A 16,133-nucleotide genomic window follows, 5' to 3' on the forward strand; every position below is an offset into this window, starting at 1 on the left:
CCTGACCGCCTGACCGCCTGACCGCCTGACCCGCCTGACCCGCCTGACCGCCTGACCCGCCTGACCGCGTGACCCGCGTGATCTGTCTGACCTGCGTGCTCGCCTGTGCGTCTGGTGACCGGAATGCGGGCGTTGGGTGCATGGTGGTGGGTGGGAGGTGTGATGCGGCTGGATGGGCGGGTTGCGCTGGTGACCGGCGGGTCGGCGGGGATCGGGGCCGCGGTGGTGGACCGGCTTGCCGCCGCCGGGGCGCGGGTGGTTGTGCATGGGCGGGATGAGCAGCGCGCTGCCGCGGTCGCCGAGCGGGTTGGCGGTGCGGTCGTGCTGGGGGATCTCGCGGTGCCTGGCGTGGCCGTGGAGGTTGCCGGCGCGGCGCTCGCCATTCACGGACAGATCGACGTACTAATAGCCAACGCGGGCGCCGGCTGGTCAGGTCCGTTCACTGAGTTGAGCGGTGCGGAGCTGGAGCACCTGGTCGGGCTCAACCTACTCGCGCCGCTGCAGCTCGTTCGCAGCCTGCTACCACCGATGGTCGATCGGGGCAGCGGGCATGTCGCGCTGGTGGGGTCGATCGCCGGGCGTACGGGAGTGGCGGGCGAGGCTGTGTACGCGGCCACGAAAGCGGCGCTCGACGTCTTCGCGGAGAGCCTGCGGCTGGAGCTTCGTGATACAGGTGTGGGGGTGAGCCTCACCGTACCGGGCGTGGTGGACACCGGATTCTTCGCGGCGCGCGGCCGGCCGTACGACCGGGCACGTCCGCGCCCGGTGCCGGCGGATCGGGTCGCGCGGGCGCTGGTCGATGGCATCACCAACGATCGCGCCGAGAGCTGGGTACCGCGCTGGCTGCGCGTGGCGCCGGCCGTGCGTGGAGTCGCTCCGGGGGTGTACCGGCGGCTGTCGGCGCGCTTTGGCGAGCAGGTGCACGGCCGATGAGCGGGAGCGTCGTACCGTCGGCCGATGCGTTCTTCTTGCACATCGAGCGTACGGGAGCGGCGCAGCACGTTGGTGGGATCGTCATGCTCGAACCTACTGATCGGCGTCCGACGATCGAGGAGGTACGCGCGCTGGTCGGCGTGGGGTTCGCCCGGCTACCGAGGATGCGGCAGCGTCTAGGTCCGCCGAGTCGTTGGCGTCGCCCACGGTGGGTGGAGGCGGATCAGGTCGACCTCGACTGGCACGTGATCGAACACCACTCGACCGACGGTGAGGCAGGCTTGCTGCGCTTCGTCGGCGAGCTGGCCGAACAGCCGATGCCCAGAGACCGCCCACTCTGGCGAATCGCCCTGGTCCGCGACGTCGCCGCTGGAGTTGATGGAGCCGGCGCTGCCGCGAGGGTTGGTGGAGCCGGTGGGGCAGGGGGTGGTGGAGCCGGCGGGGCTGGCGGCGGTGGGTTTGGTGGTGGGGCGGGTGGGTGTGATGCGTTGGTGGTGTTGGTGCATCATGCGATCGCGGACGGGATCGGGACCGTGCTGCAGACGTTCAGTTTGTTCGAGCCTCGGGTTGGGTTGGACATTCCTGCTGGGGGTGGGGTCGGGCGGATCGGCCGCGCGGCGGCGGTCGCGGTCGGTCTGGCTCAGCTGGCAACCGATGGGACCGCGGCGAAGTTGCCCGGTGGATCGGCGCGGCGTGAGTTCAGCGTCGCGGACCTGCCGCTGGAGAAGGTGCGACGGATCGCGGCGGTGCGCGGCGTACGCGTCACCGATCTTCTGATCGCCGCGTTCGCCGACGGATTGCATGCCGTGGGCAAGGATCTCCCGGCCACCCTGCGGTTCTCCGTCACCACGATGGTGCGTACGCCGGACAGTGCCGCGGAAGGTAATGCCACCGGCGCGATCATCGTCGAGGTCCCGGTGGACGGGCGCCCGTTCGACGACCTGTTGACCGAGGTCTCCGCGCGGACCGAACGACTCCGCCGACCGACGCGCGCACTGGCTTCGAGGTTCGTCATGGCAACTGGCCTGCGCGTAGTCCCGGAGCCGTTCGCGCAATGGTTCGCCCGCACTGTGTACGGACCGCGCTTCCTGCACGCGGTCGTGTCGAACATGCCCGGCACGACCGCGAAACTGACGTTCGCCGGTGTCCAGCACCGGCTGGCGTACCCGATCCTGCCGCTCGTACCAGGCACTCCGCTGGCTGTCGGCGCACTGAGTTGGGCGGGCGTGCTCGGTCTTGGGCTCGCGAGCGATCCGCGGCTGGTCGACGGCGCGGCCTTGGCGGCGCGGGTGGCTCGTACGCTCACCCTGATGAGTGACGCGTCAGGGACCGGGCCATTCGAGGGCGAGGAAGAGGCGAGCGCGTGACTCCGGGTCGTCCAGCCGCTCACCGTACAGGGCCTTGAGCCGCGACATCCGGTAGCGCACGGTCTGTGGGTGGATGCTCAATTCGTTGGCGATCGCCTGCCGGTCGCCGAAGTGCCGCAGCCAGCTGGCGAGTGTCTCGGCGAGCCGTTCGCGCGCGGCGGCGGTTTCGCCTTCGAGTGGCGCGAGCATCTCGTCGCGGAGCGCGGCGACCAGCGCCTCGTCCCGCCAGACGATCAGTGCATCCAGATGCTCGTCGGCGAAGACCGGGTCGTCGGACAGTACGCCCGTACGCCGCAACCGCACCGCGATCCGGGCGATCTCCAGGCTGCGGGGGAGTTGCGCGACGGCGACCGAGTTCCCGACCACGGCGGCCATGCCGGCGAGTTCGCGGCCGAGTTGCAGGCGGCGACCGGGACCGGCGGGTTCGGGGACGATCGCGCCGACCACGACGCCGTTGCGCCGGATCGGCAGCGCGCCGGGCTCCAGCCGTGGGATCAGCGTGCCCGACGGGAGCTGGTCGCCGTCGCTGTAGATGACCACCGCGGCGGTCTCCGGGATCCGCCAGGCCGCCTGCTGCGCGGCCGTCCGGATCGCCTCGGTGCTGGCGCGCCCGGACAGCAGCAGGTTAGCCAGCTCCTCGCGGCGGCGTTCGCGCGCCATCGCGTCGTCGATCTGCTCCTGCAGGTAGCCGTTCGCGGCCGAGAACGACAGCTGGTTGACGAACACGAACACCGAGTCGGCGAGCGCGGCCAGGTGGACGGGCGCGAAGTCCAGCCGCAGCGCGGTGGCCGCGACGTGCCGCCAGGCGACCCGCGCGCCGAGCTGGAAGGCGGTCAGCAGCCGGGTCAGGTCGTTGCCTTCCTGCAGCTGCCGGCGGCCGATTTCCTCGAACACCCGGCGTACGGTCTCGTCGCCGCGGTCGAACGTGGTTTCGTCCGGACTGTTCAGATTGGCGATCGACATGTCCAGCAGCCGGTGCACGAACAATTCGGCCGGCCCGAGCACGGCGTCCCGGTCGGTGTCGAGGAAAGCCGCGTAATCCGGCCAGTGCTCCACCAGCCGGTCCCGAACCTCGGCCAGCAGGTCCGGCAGCCCTTTCAGCAGAGCCTCTTCGAGCCTGCCCCGCTCAAACGGTTCCACACTCATGGGATCCTCCAACGCAACTGTAACTCCGTGACAAATTCTTGCCGCCGGAATGTGGTCCACCGAGGCAGAGTTGGCAGGAAACTGCTTCGGATCATGGAAAGGTGCATCCAGACGGACTGCAAAAGGAACTCGGCAGGAGGGAACAGAGCGAGAACTTCCCTGTCGTGCTGAAAGTCCTTCCCGGCGCCCCACGGGCGGGTCTGCATGCGATTTACGGCTATGCCCGTACCGTCGACGAGCTCGGCGACAGCTTCCCGGGGGACCGGACCGCGGCGCTGCACGCGTTCGCGGCCGATCTCGACCGGATCTGGGCCGGCGAGGAACCTGATCACCCGGTGTTGCGCCGCCTGCGCCGGGTGGTCCAGGACCACAATCTCGAACCCGATCCCTTCCGTCGTCTGATTCTGGCGAACCTGCAGGACCAGACGGTCACCCGCTACCAGACCTTCGAGGACCTGGCCGGGTACTGCCGGCTGTCCGCCGATCCGGTCGGCCGGATGGTGCTGGGTGTCTTCGGCGTCAACGATCCCGAGACCGAGCGCCTGTCCGACCTGGTGTGTACGGCGCTGCAGCTGGTCGAACATTGGCAGGACGTCGCGGAGGACCGCCGGGCCGGCCGGATCTACCTTCCCCTGGACGATCTCGCGACGTACGGCGTACCCGAGTCCGATCTTGATCAGCCGACGGCATCGGCGGCGCTGCGGGAGCTGATGACCTTCGAGACCGACCGGGCCGCGCGTCTCCTGGACGAGGGCGCCGCGATCGTCGGGCGTCTGCACGGCTGGGCGCGGCTGTCGGTCGCCGGGTTCGTGGCCGGCGGCCAGGCGACGGTTCGGGCCTTGCGGCGTCCGGGCGGCGATGTGCTTTCCCACCAGGCACGCCCGTCGAAGGCCGACACGCTGCGGTTGCTGCTGAAGGCGGTGGCGCGATGACGTCCACGATCGACGACGCGTACGCGACCTGTCTGGACATCACCAGGACCGAGGCCCGCAACTTCTACTACGGCATCCGGCTGTTACCGCCGCCGAAGCGCAACGCGCTGTCCGCGCTGTACGCGCTGGCGCGGCGCATCGACGACATCGGGGACGGCGACCTGCCGTTGGACGAGAAGCGCGCGGAGCTGGTCAAGGTACGGAAGAACCTCGGCCGGCTGGATGACCTGGATGAGCCGGTGTACGTCGCGGTGGCTGATGCGGCGCGCCGGTACCCGGTACCGCTCGGTGCGTTCGAGGAACTCGTCGACGGGGTCGAGACGGACCTCGCGGACGTACACATCGCTGACTTCGACGAGCTGGTCGTGTACTGCCGTCGCGTGGCCGGATCGGTTGGCCGCCTGTGCCTGTCGATCTTCGGTCCGGCCGGTGACAGCGACTTCGAGACGCTGGCGCTGTACGCGGACCAGCTGGGTATCGCACTGCAGCAGACCAACATCCTGCGTGACATCCGCGAGGACCTGACGAACGGCCGTGTGTACCTACCGGCGGATGAACTGGAGCGGTTCGGCGTACGCGTCATGCTCGACGACCACGGTGCACTGGACGATCCGCAAGGGCGGTTGGCCGGGTACATCCGCTACGCGGCCGGTCGTGCGCAGGACTGGTACTCGCTGGGCTGGCGACTGCTGCCGTACCTGGATTGGCGTAGCGGCGCGTCCTGTCGTGCCATGTCCGGCATCTACTACCACCTGCTCTGCCGGATCGGTTCGAACCCAGTGCTGGTGTACAGCCAGCGGCTGTCGTTGTCGGCGGGGGAGAAGGCACAGGTAGCTCTGACGTCACTGGCGGGAGGCCGGTCATGAGGCGAGTAGCTGTGGTGGGAGGCGGTCTGGCAGGTATCACTGCGGCGCTGCAGCTCGCGGACGCGGGTTGTGCGGTGGTGCTGCTGGAGGGGCGGCCGAAGCTGGGCGGTCTCACGCATTCGTTCGAACGGGACGGTAGGTGGATCGACAACGGTCAACATGTGTTCCTGCGGTGCTGCACGTCGTACCTGCGGTTGCTGGACCGTTTGGGCGTACGGGACCAGGTGCACCTGCAGCGACGACTGGACGTGCCAGTACGCAGCGGACGACGCCCTGGGGTCGGACGGATTCGACGGAACGAGCTACCGGCGCCGCTGCACCTGGGACCGGCTCTGGCGTCGTACCGCTGGCTCAGTCTGGTGGAGCGAGTCGCTGCGGCCAGTGGAGCGCTGGCGATGGGACGAGTGGACCGGACTGCTCCGGAGACTGACCTGCAGTCGTTCGGCAACTGGTTGGCGGCACATGGACAGGACGCGCGCGCTGTCGAGGCGCTGTGGGAGCTGATCGGGATAGCGACGCTCAACGCGCGAGCTGACGAGGCGTCGCTTGCGGTGGCAGCGACGGTGTTCCAGCTCGGCCTGCTGGAACAGAGTGACGCCGCGGACATCGGCTGGTCGTTGGTGCCGTTGCAGCAGCTGCACGGGGATGCTGCTACGCGGGCGCTGGCTGCTGCCGGTGTCGCGGTGCGGGTGCGGGCGCGCGTACGCGCACTGAACGAACAGGATGGTGGTTGGTGTATCGAAAGTGGGCGGTACGACGACGTAGTACTGGCAGTTCCACCGACCGAGGCGGCGCGGCTGCTGCCGGACGGTGCGGTGGACGTGCCGGCCGGGTGGGCGGAGGCACTCGGTAGTTCGCCGATCGTCAATGCGCATGTGGTGTTCGACCGGAAGGTACTGGACGAGCCGTTCGTGGCTGGGGTGGACAGTCCGCTGCAGTGGGTGTTCGACCGGACCGTGCAGTGCGGTGAGCGAGCCGGTGGTGAGCAGTACGTCGCGGTGTCCTTGTCCGCGGCGGACGAGTTGATCGACAGCCCGGTCGCCGACCTGCGTGACCTGTTGGTGCCTGCTCTCCGGCGGCTGCTTCCCGCGGCCGCCGACGCGCGTGTGAAGGAGTTCTTCGTGACCCGAGAACGTCATGCCACCTTCCGGCCGGCACCAGGCTCCGGCCGTCTCCGTCCGGCCGCGACCACCAGCCGTCCCGGCCTGCACCTGGCCGGCGCCTGGACCGCCACCGGCTGGCCCGCCACGATGGAAAGCGCCGCTCGCAGCGGTGAAGCAGCAGCCGCGTCGGTCCTGCGCCACACGCTCACCACCCGGCCGGCGAGGCTTGTGCTGGGCTCTGAGGATGTGGTCCTGTGACTGCTGTGGAGCCGATGCCGTCGGCAACGAAGGTGGTGGATCTGCTGGCACGTGGTCGCGAGCTGGTGGAGCCGTCGCTTCGGCAGGCGATCAGTCGGCTCGACGAGCACACCCGGTTGGTCGCCTCGTACCACCTCGGCTGGTGCGACGTACACGGGCGGCCGGCGAGTGGTAGCTCCGGCAAGGCAATCCGCCCAGGACTGACGCTGCTGGTTGCCGAAGCAGTTGCGGGTACGCCAGACCCCGGTGTACCCGGCGGTGTGGCGGTGGAGCTGGTGCACAACTTCTCCCTCATCCACGACGACCTGATGGACCGCGACACGCAGCGTCGGCACCGGCGTACGGTCTGGGCGATCTGGGGCGACGCCACCGCCGTACTGGTCGGGGACGCGCTCGCCTGTCTCGCGGACGAGGTGCTGGGTGAGTGCGAGTCGCCGTACGCGCCGCAGGCTGGTCACGCGCTGGCTGTCGCGACCCGGGAGCTGATCCGCGGACAGGTGCTGGATGTCGCGTTCGAGCAGCGCAGCGACGTCAGCTTGGCGGAGTGCGTGGACATGGCGGTCGGGAAGACCGGTGCGTTGCTGGGCGCATCGGCTCAACTCGGGGCGATCCTGGCCGGTGCCGATCCGGCCACCTGCGAAGCGTTCCGGCGGTACGGGCGTGAGCTGGGGCTGGCGTTCCAGCTCGTCGACGATTTGCTGGGTATCTGGGGTGCGCCGGAGAAGACGGGCAAACCGGTGTTCGCTGACCTGCTGGCGCACAAGAAGACCCTGCCGGTGGTGTGGTCGCTGGAGTACGGCGGATCGCCTGGACAGGAGCTGGCCGCCTGGTTCACCGACCCGGAGGCTCCGACCGCGGACGATCTCCAGTACGCCGCAGTACTCGTGGAGCGCGCCGGTGGCCGCGAGTGGGCTATGGCCGAGGCGGAGGAGCGCGTACGCAGAGCAGGGAAGGCACTGGACGGTGCGGGCGTCCAGTCGGCCAATCGGGAGCAGCTCGACCAGCTGGCCCAGTTCGTGGCGGAGCGGCAGCTGTGACGGCCGAACGGGTCGCCAGCGAGGCGCCGGCCGACGTACGCGTGCAGGAGTGTCTGGACGCGGCGGTGGCGTACCTGCGGTCGCTGCAGCACGAGGACGGCTGGTGGAAGGGCGATCTGGCGACGAACGTGACCATGGACGCCGAAGACCTGATGTTGCGGCACTTCCTCGGCGTTTCGACCGCGCAGACCGATGCGGAGACGGCGCGGTGGATTCGGTCGCAGCAACGCGACGACGGGACCTGGGCGACCTTCCCAGGCGGGCCTGGCGATCTGTCGACGACCGTGGAGTCGTGGGTCGCGCTGCGGATGGCCGGTGACGATCCGAAGGCCGCGCACCTGGCCAGCGCGGCGGAGTTCATCCGGTCTGCCGGTGGGGTGGAGAAGGCGCGGGTGTTCACCCACATCTGGCTGGCGCTGTTCGGGCTGTGGGAGTGGGACGACTGCCCGGATCTGCCGCCTGAGCTGATCTTCCTGCCGAGCTGGGCGCCACTGAACGTGTACAACTGGGCCTGCTGGGCCCGGCAGACGATCGTGCCGTTGACCATCGTCAGTGCGCATCGTCCGGTCCATCCGGTTGGGTTCACCGTTGCGGAGCTGCGGTCTGGTGCAGTGGCCGCGCCGTACGCGCCGGTGTGGAAGCTGGATGGTGCATTCCAGCGGCTGGACGTGCTGCTGAACGCGTACACGCGCTGGGGGCCGCGTGGTCCGCTGAAGTGGCTGCGGCGGCTGGCGATGCGGCGAGCGACCGAATGGATCGTGGCGCGGCAGGAGGCGGACGGTGGCTGGGGTGGCATCCAGCCGCCGTGGGTGTACTCGCTGATCGCACTGCGGCTGATGGAGTACCCGATCGACCACCCGGTGCTGGCAGCCGGGCTGCGTGGACTGGAAGGTTTCACGGTGCACGCGGAGACGGCCGATGGACCAGTGCGGTGGCTGGAGGCGTGTCAGTCGCCGGTGTGGGACACCGGGCTCGCAGTGGGGGCGCTACTCGATGCCGGCGTACCAGGAGACGACGAGACGGTGCTCAAGGCAACCGATTGGCTGCTGACCGAGCAGATCGACGCACCGGGCGACTGGCAGGTACGGCGGCCGGACCTGGTCAGTGGTGGCTGGGCGTTCGAGTTCGCCAACGACGGGTACCCCGACACCGACGACACGGCGGAGATCGTGCTTGCGCTGCGCCGGGTCGTGCATCCGGAGCCGGACCGGTTGCGCGGGGCGCTGGATGACGCGGTGGCGTGGACGACCGGGATGCAGTCTGCTGACGGGGGCTGGGGTGCGTTCGATGCGGACAACACGGACACCACGCCGCTGAAGCTGCCGTTCTGCGACTTCGGTGCGGTGATCGATCCACCGTCGGCCGATGTCACCGCGCACGTGGTGGAGATGCTGGCGGCCGAGGGGAAGAGCAGTTCGGCGGAGTGCCGGCGCGGGGTGGAGTGGTTGCTGGACTCGCAGGAAGCTGATGGGTCGTGGTTCGGTCGGTGGGGGACCAACCACGTGTACGGGACTGGGGCGGTTGTACCGGCGCTGGTGGCTGTGGGGATGCCGGCGGACGACCCGGTGATCCAGCGGGCGGTGCGGTGGGTGGAGGCGCATCAGAACGATGATGGTGGGTGGGGGGAGGACCTGCGGTCTTATGTTGACCCGGCGTGGGTCGGGCGGGGTGACTCGACGCCGTCGCAGACCGCGTGGGCGCTGCTGACGCTGCTGGCTGCTGAGGCTGACGGTGTAGCTGTGCAGCGTGGGCTTGCGTACTTGGTGGAGACGCAGCGTCCGGACGGTGGCTGGGACGAGCATCGGTACACGGGGACTGGCTTTCCTGGGGACTTCTACATCGGGTACCACCTGTACCGGATTGTCTTCCCTATTTGGGCGTTGGGCAGGTATCTCCGATGACTGGGGTTGTCTGTACGCCGTTGTACGCGGAGTGGGTGGCGTTGCGGGGCAAGCTCACTACACCGCCGGTGCGCACTGGGCGGTCGCGAGGAAGTCCGCTCGGTGGTCCGCTGCTGGTTGCGGGAGTAGCGGGCGCACTGGTCGACGGGATCGCCCCGGGAGACCTGGTAGTCGCAACCGAGGTGTGGTCCGCCGGCAATGAAGGCGGTGATGGACGACGGGCGACGGCGAGTGCTGTGTCGGGTGCTGTGGGGGCTGCTGTGGCGGGTGCTGTGGCGGGTGCTGTGGTGAGTCGGGCGGCCGTGCTCGTTGCGGGGGAGTTGCGGCGGCGGGGGTTCACTGTGCACTTGGGGCCGGTGGTCACCGCTGGTCGGGTGGTGGATTCTGCGGGGGAGCGGGCTGCTCTGGCGGCTCGTGGGGCGGTTGCTGTTGATACCGAGTCGGCGCTGCTCGCAGGGGACGACGGGCAGACCGTGGTCGTGCGGGCGGTGGTAGACAATCCGGCACATCCGCTGCGTGGGCTGGGGATGCCGCGGCGGGGCGTACGGGCGTTGCGCGAACTGCGCCGGACGGCCGACGTGATCAACGCGTGGAGCGCGGCAACAGGTGAGCGGGAGCTGTTGCTGGCGGGACCACGCTCGTTCTGCGCGGGTGTGGAACGCGCGATCGGCACCGTCGAGCAGGCCCTGCGGCGCTTCGGCGCGCCGGTCTATGTCCGTCGTCAGATTGTTCACAATCGACACGTCGTCAGCGACCTGGAACGCCGTGGCGCGGTCTTCGTCGAAGAAGCCGGCGAGGTACCCGAAGGCGGCCTGCTCGTCCTCGCCGCGCATGGCGTCGCGCCGGCCGTCCGTACGCAGGCGGCCGAGCGGCACCTCCGCGTCATCGACGCGACCTGCCCGCTGGTCGCCAAGGTCCACCAGGAAGTACGCCGGTACGCCGACCGTGGCAGCACCGTCGTACTCATCGGCCATGCCGACCACGAAGAAGTCATCGGCACCACCGGCGAAGCACCGGACCACGTCCTCGTCGTCTCGAACCCGGCCGAGGCCGAAACCATCCACGTCCCAGACCCCGGCAACGTCGCGTACGCGATGCAAACCACGCTCGCCGTCGACGAAGCCGCCGAAACCGTGGACGTACTCCGCCGCCGCTTCCCGGCACTGGACGGTCCGCGCAAGGACGACATCTGTTACGCGACCACGAACCGCCAGCAGGCCGTCCGTACCATCGCCGCCGAATCGGAGCTGGTGATCGTCCTCGGTTCCCAGAACTCCTCCAACTCCCGTCGGCTCGCCGAGGTCGCCGAGGCCGCGGGCACCCCCGCGATCCTGATCGACGACGCCGGCGAGCTGCCCCTGGACCGCCTGGCCGGCGTCACCCGGATCGGGATCACCGCCGGCGCCTCCGCGCCACCCGCGCTTGTCGACAATCTGATCAGCTGCCTGTCCGGCCTGGGCCCGGTCACCGTGACCGAGTCCGGTACCGGCACCGAGGACGTCCGCTTCGCGCTACCGAAAGAGGTGACTCAGCCGTGAGCATGCCGCTGCGGCAGTCCATCCGCCTGGGCGGATACCTGATGAAGCAGAAGCTCCGCCGCCGGGAGAAGTTCCCGATCCTGCTCGAGCTCGAGCCGCTGTACGCGTGCAACCTGAAATGCGCGGGCTGCGGCAAGATCCAGCAGACCCACGACTGGCTGAAACAACGGATGCCGGTCGAGCAGGCGGTCGCGGCGGTCGAGGAGTGCGGCGCGCCGATGGTGTCGATCGCCGGCGGCGAACCGCTGATGCACAAGGAGATCGACGAGATCGTCCGGCAGCTCCTGGCCCGGAACAAGATCGTCTTCCTGTGCACGAACGCAGTACTGCTGCCGAAACACCTGCACAAGTTCGCACCGCACAAGAACTTCGCCTGGATGGTGCACATCGACGGACTGCGCGAACGGCACGACCAGTCCGTGTGCAAGGACGGCGTGTTCGACGAGGCGGTCGCGGCGATCAAGCAAGCACAGGCCGCCGGCTTCCGGGTGATGACGAACACGACGTTCTTCGACACCGACAGCCCCCAGGACGTGATCGACGTACTCGACTATCTGAACGACGATCTGAAAGTCGACAATATGCAGATCTCGCCGGGGTTCGCGTACGAGAAGGCGCCGGATCAGGAGCACTGGCTCGGGCCGGAAGAGACGCGGCAGTTGTTCCGGAAGGCGTTCGGTGACGGTCGCCGGAAGAAGTGGCGGCTGAACCACTCGCCGCTGTTCCTGGACTTCCTGGAGGGCAAGGTCGACTTCGACTGCACCGCGTGGGCGATCCCGTTGTACTCGCTCAAGGGCTGGCAGCGGCCGTGCTACCTGATGGACGACGGGTACGTGGCGACGTACCAGCAGTTGCTGGACGAGACCGACTGGAGCACGTACGGCCGCGGCAAGGACCCGCGCTGTGCCAACTGCATGGCGCACTGCGGCTACGAACCGACTGCCGTGGTGGCCACCCTCGGTTCACTACGCGAGTCCATCCGGGCCGCGATGGGCTAACGGATCTCCCGCGCGCTCACCTCTCCCGGGTACTGAGGACGGCGAAGGCGACGATCGCGAGGGCGGTGAGCCCGGCCGGGATGAAGAAGACGTGCGGGAGACCGATCGCGGCCACGCCGAGGCCGCCGATCGCGCCGCCGATGGCCGAGCCGACCGGAATCGCGCTCAGGAACACCGCGGACGCGGTCCCGACGCCCTGCGGGTAGAGCCGCTGCGCGATCGTGACGCCCAGCGCGCCCACGCACGCCCACAGCCCGGCCGTCAGCGCCTGCCCGAGGAACAGCCCGGCGACCGACGTACTGAGCGCGTACGCGACGTTCCCGCTCAACCCGAGCACCGCACCGACCGTCATCGCCCGCATCGCCCCGAACCGGTCGGCCAGCCGCGCCACCACAGGTAGGAGCATCAACTCGAGCAGCGGCTGAATACCGATCACCGCGCCACGCACCGAGTCGGACACCTGCAACTGCTCGGCCATGTAGATCGGCAGATAACCGAACTTGATCGTGTCGCCGGTCATCGCGAGTACACACACCGCGGTGAAGACGAGCAGCGGCATCAGGTCGGTGAGTCGGCGTCGCGGATGACCCGCGTGCAGGGCAGCGTCGGTGTACCGGTCGACGCGCTGCCGGCCGAGTGGGAGCAGCTGCGCGAACATGCACACTGCGGTCGCGACCAGCAGCGGCCGCAGCCCGAACACCCCGCCGAACCAGCTGCCGAACACCGGCCCGAGAATCCAGCCGGTGGTGAACGTCATCCGAACGGTCGCGATCACGCGGTTCTCGGCGCGCGTCGGGTTCCGGCTGAGCTCGTCCCGGCAAGCGGCGAACAACAGTGCCATCGAACCACCGGCGACACTCAGCGCCAGCGTGCTGATCACGAACGGAATCCACACCGTGTGCGCGGCGGCCATCGCCAGCCAACCGACACCGCCGACCAGCGAGCAGATCCGGAACCACAGCAGCCGGTCGCGGCTCCGGTCAGACCACCGGCCGATCAGGTACCCGGCGATCGGAGCGGCCAGGTTGGTCACGTAGTACAGCCCGGCTACCGGAAGCGGTGCGCCCAGGTCCCGTACGAGGAACAGGGTCAGCTGCGGCGTGGCCGACGAGACCCCGATGCCGGCCACCAGCAGCGACAGGAACGCCGAACGGTAGAACCGCGACCGGAGGACGATGCCCAGCGCCGACTCGGACCGATCCAGCATCACTCCAAGCCGCCGACGGCCAGCCGGACGGTCCGGTCGGCCAGGTCCGAGATGACGGAGTTGTCGAAGCCGAACAGGGCGGAGCGGGTCCGGTTCTCCAGCGGCGCGATCAGGTACCCGGGCAGGTCGTCGCGGATGCGCTCCGACATCCAGGAGCCGCCGAAGGAGCCACCCGCGTACGCCGTCCCCAGCTGAACTTGATTGCTCACCCGACTAGGGTCTCAGCAGGCACCTGTAACCAGTCCCGCCGACCGCCTCGTGGACTTCATCCTTATGTGATCCCACTCTGAGATTCCACTTGATCTTCTGGTTTTGGGTGGTTCAGATGGTTGCGAAGGATGGCGGGCCGGTTGCGGGTTCGGTGGGCGTGCGGTGGCCCCAGACGGCGAAGCGGACTGCAGCGGTGAGGGTTGCTTCGTCGGCGTTCCAGCGGCTGGTTCGTGGGATGGGCGGGTGCGTGTGGCCCCACGGGTTGGGTGCCGGGGGCGTGGCGGGGATGCCGTCAGGGCGATCGGGGCAGGCAGACGTGGTACCTGAAGGCAAGGGTGGAGGTGACAGCACCTTGTCGCGCTGGGTCAGCCGCTGGCCGGGACGACACGCGCCTGGTGGAGTGGCCCAGTTGGGGCGGGTGACGTTGGGTATGCCGTTGGTGATGGTCACGTGCCAGCGGCCGGCGTGGAGGTCTACGTGGTGGCGGCGGCAGAGCAACGCGAGGTTGTCGACCGTCGTCGCGCCACCGTCGAGCCAGGAGATCAGGTGATGGGCGTCGCACCTGAGTGGAGGGGCCGCGCAGACGACGCAGCCACGGTCGCGGGCGTTCAGGGCGCGGCGGATGGATTTGGTGACGAGACGTTCACGGCGGCCGACATCCAGCGGCTCTGAGTTGGAGCCCAGGACCAGTGGGATGACGTTCGCATCGCAGGCCAGGCGGCGGATGGTGGCGGCGGACAGTTCGTCGCCGTAGGCCGTCTGACCAGTGGCGTTCGCGGTGGCTGACCTGAGGTCGTCCAGGTCGATCGTCACGGTGATGTTCGCCTTGGCCCCGTACCCCGGCACTGGTGCACCAGGCGTACGTACGCCGGTGTCCTTGGCGCCCCAGGCGTTGGCGGTCGTGTCCCGGGCGTTGGCGGCGGTGTGCCAGGTTTTGGCGGTCGTGTCCCGGGCGTTGGCGTTGGTGTGCCAGGTTTTGGCGGTCGTGTCCCGGGCGTTGGTGGCGGTGTCCCAGGTGTTGGCGGCGACGGTCAGGGCGGTGCTGAGGGCGTCGGCCTGGCGCTTGTCGCGGGCGCGGGGATCGAGCTCGCCGTCGGCGGTCTTGTGCGGGCGGGCACCGGCGTGGATGACCGCACGCAGGAGTTCGGCGTTCTCGTTGGCGAGGTACCCCTTGAACTTGACGCCGTTATCGGCAGTCGTGAGGGTCAGGGACTCGCGGTCGTAGGCTCGCTGTTCCTCGGGCTCGGGCCCGTCGGAGTCGAGGAGGTTGCAGAGCTGTTTCGCCGCGGCGCGGAGCTCACCTGGAGCAAGATGGGCGGCGAGCAACACCAGCTGGTTCTCGGCGACATCGAGGTCTTCCACCGGGACCCGGGTCCGAACTCGTTCGAGCTCGGAGACGATCGCAGCCGCGTGGGCGGTCTGCATCGCCCGGAACGTGCCGTCGGAGTCGCCAACCTGGGTGCTGCCGCCTTCGGTCCCGTCGGAATCACCAACCTGCGTGCTGCCGCCTTCGATCCCGTCGGAATCACCAACCTGCGTGCTGCCGCCTTCGATCCCGTCGGAGTCGCCGGCTTGGGTGCTGCCGATCTCGATCCCGTCGGCGAGGGCGGCGTCTACGGCCGCGTACCTCGGCAATGCCCGCGCCAGCCGGACGTCTCGCCAGACCTCTGACCGGTCTCGGCGGTGCCGGAAGGCGAGCAGATCGACGGTGTCGCGCGCGCCGAGCTCCTGGGCGTAGCCCGTGTCCTCCATCCGCGCGACGACCTGCAAACGCAGTCCTTGCAGCCGGATGATCTCGGCGTCCAGCTCGTCGAGCACGGGCAGGAGCTCATGGTTGCCCAACGCAACAACCGAGCGCCCACCGAGAACATCCATGCCGATAACTATACCCTCCGGCTCGGACAGTTCTTCGCGAAATCCCCTTATTTTTCAGGAGATTTCGCTAATCAAACTACCGCCACCTCCGCCGATTCATCCACTCGTACTCCACCACCCGTCAGCTACCCGGCATCGCGTGCGACCGCCCCCAGCTGAACCTCATCACTGACCCAACTAGGGTCTCAGCATGTACCTGCAACCACTGCCGCCGATTGCCTCGTGGACACACACGGGACTGCGTACGGGCTTCGAGGTGCTGTTCTCCGCCGGCACCGCGCTGCACGGTCACACCTCGGCACGGGAGGGCGGCTCGGCTTGGTATGTCGGGTATCAGGTCGACGTCGACAGCGGGTGGCGGACACAGTCGGTGCACGCGGTGAACAGGACAGCGGCAGGCGAACACACAGTCGCACTCGCCCGTACGCCGGACGCCCACTGGATCGTGGACGGTCTGCATCGCCCAGATCTGGGTGGGTGTGAAGACGTCGACTTCGAGTCGTCGGCGGTTACCAACACGCTTCCGATCCACCGGATCTCGTTCACTGCCGGCACACCGGTCGAGGTGCCGGCTGCCTTCGTCCAGGCGAACGATCTGAGCGTCGTCCGGATTGAGCAGCGCTACACGCTTGTCAGCTCGGAGCCGGGGCGGTACGTGTTCCAGTACGAGTCCACGTCGTTCGACTTCGAGTGCCGATTGACGTTTGACGGGGCGGGGTTGGTGCTGGACTACCCGGGGATCGCGGTGCGGGACAGGTGAGC

The 16,133-nt window shown here is 68.7% G+C and carries 14 protein-coding genes; 10 read left to right on the forward strand and 4 right to left on the reverse strand.

Annotated features, from left to right (window positions below; translation table 11 throughout):
* Nucleotides 1–162 precede the first annotated feature (162 nt).
* The gene (locus HDA44_RS05895) at nt 163–933 is read left to right on the forward strand and encodes an SDR family NAD(P)-dependent oxidoreductase (protein ID WP_184831998.1); all 771 of its coding nucleotides are present in this window, start codon (nt 163–165) and stop codon (nt 931–933) included.
* Complete coding sequence (locus HDA44_RS05900) at nt 930–2,300, forward strand: wax ester/triacylglycerol synthase domain-containing protein (RefSeq protein ID WP_184832000.1); 1,371 nt, start codon at nt 930–932, stop codon at nt 2,298–2,300. The genes HDA44_RS05895 and HDA44_RS05900 overlap by 4 nt, the downstream gene beginning before the upstream one ends.
* On the opposite strand, the gene HDA44_RS05905 is transcribed toward HDA44_RS05900, so the two are convergent.
* Nucleotides 2,256–3,446 carry a PucR family transcriptional regulator gene (locus tag HDA44_RS05905; RefSeq protein WP_184832002.1) on the reverse strand — a complete coding sequence of 397 codons (1,191 nt, stop codon included), beginning with the start codon at nt 3,444–3,446 and terminating at the stop codon, nt 2,256–2,258. The genes HDA44_RS05900 and HDA44_RS05905 overlap by 45 nt on opposite strands.
* 101 nt (nt 3,447–3,547) lie before the next feature.
* On the opposite strand from HDA44_RS05905, the gene hpnC reads away from it, so the two are divergent.
* From hpnC to hpnH, 7 genes are read left to right on the forward strand one after another with little or no spacing between them, the layout of a single operon-like run.
* Nucleotides 3,548–4,378 (forward strand): squalene synthase HpnC, encoded by an 831-nt coding sequence (hpnC, locus tag HDA44_RS05910; protein WP_184832004.1) that lies wholly within the window; start codon nt 3,548–3,550, stop codon nt 4,376–4,378.
* Entirely contained in the window at nt 4,375–5,244 is an 870-nt protein-coding gene (locus tag HDA44_RS05915; RefSeq protein ID WP_184832006.1) for a squalene/phytoene synthase family protein, read from the forward strand. The genes hpnC and HDA44_RS05915 overlap by 4 nt, the downstream gene beginning before the upstream one ends.
* A complete protein-coding gene (gene hpnE / locus HDA44_RS05920) occupies nt 5,241–6,605 on the forward strand; it encodes a hydroxysqualene dehydroxylase HpnE (RefSeq protein ID WP_184832007.1) in 1,365 nt (454 codons plus the stop codon). Before HDA44_RS05915 ends, hpnE begins: the two co-directional genes overlap by 4 nt.
* On the forward strand, nt 6,602–7,642 hold the full coding sequence (locus HDA44_RS05925) for a polyprenyl synthetase family protein (protein ID WP_337905661.1): 1,041 nt from the start codon (nt 6,602–6,604) through the stop codon (nt 7,640–7,642). The genes hpnE and HDA44_RS05925 overlap by 4 nt, the downstream gene beginning before the upstream one ends.
* Nucleotides 7,639–9,543 (forward strand): squalene--hopene cyclase, encoded by a 1,905-nt coding sequence (gene shc / locus HDA44_RS05930; protein ID WP_202888812.1) that lies wholly within the window; start codon nt 7,639–7,641, stop codon nt 9,541–9,543. Before HDA44_RS05925 ends, shc begins: the two co-directional genes overlap by 4 nt.
* Entirely contained in the window at nt 9,540–11,081 is a 1,542-nt protein-coding gene (ispH, locus tag HDA44_RS05935; protein WP_184832009.1) for a 4-hydroxy-3-methylbut-2-enyl diphosphate reductase, read from the forward strand. The genes shc and ispH overlap by 4 nt, the downstream gene beginning before the upstream one ends.
* 2 nt (nt 11,082–11,083) lie before the next feature.
* The gene (hpnH, locus tag HDA44_RS05940) at nt 11,084–12,079 is read left to right on the forward strand and encodes an adenosyl-hopene transferase HpnH (protein WP_202887949.1); all 996 of its coding nucleotides are present in this window, start codon (nt 11,084–11,086) and stop codon (nt 12,077–12,079) included.
* A gap of 16 nt (nt 12,080–12,095) precedes the next feature.
* On the opposite strand, the gene HDA44_RS05945 is transcribed toward hpnH, so the two are convergent.
* From HDA44_RS05945 to HDA44_RS37010, 3 genes are all read right to left on the reverse strand, one after another.
* Entirely contained in the window at nt 12,096–13,286 is a 1,191-nt protein-coding gene (locus HDA44_RS05945) for an MFS transporter (protein WP_184832011.1), read from the reverse strand.
* Nucleotides 13,286–13,495, reverse strand: coding sequence for a hypothetical protein (locus HDA44_RS05950; protein ID WP_184844892.1), 210 nt, complete (start codon nt 13,493–13,495; stop codon nt 13,286–13,288). The genes HDA44_RS05945 and HDA44_RS05950 overlap by 1 nt, the downstream gene beginning before the upstream one ends.
* 112 nt (nt 13,496–13,607) lie before the next feature.
* Nucleotides 13,608–15,371, reverse strand: coding sequence for an HNH endonuclease signature motif containing protein (locus tag HDA44_RS37010; RefSeq protein ID WP_184832012.1), 1,764 nt, complete (start codon nt 15,369–15,371; stop codon nt 13,608–13,610).
* A gap of 190 nt (nt 15,372–15,561) precedes the next feature.
* Between HDA44_RS37010 and HDA44_RS05960 the strand changes: the two genes are divergently transcribed.
* A complete protein-coding gene (locus HDA44_RS05960; RefSeq protein WP_184832013.1) occupies nt 15,562–16,131 on the forward strand; it encodes a putative glycolipid-binding domain-containing protein in 570 nt (189 codons plus the stop codon).
* Nucleotides 16,132–16,133 lie beyond the last annotated feature (2 nt).

Source organism: Kribbella solani (assembly GCF_014205295.1).
Classification (GTDB): Bacteria; Actinomycetota; Actinomycetes; order Propionibacteriales; family Kribbellaceae; genus Kribbella; species Kribbella solani.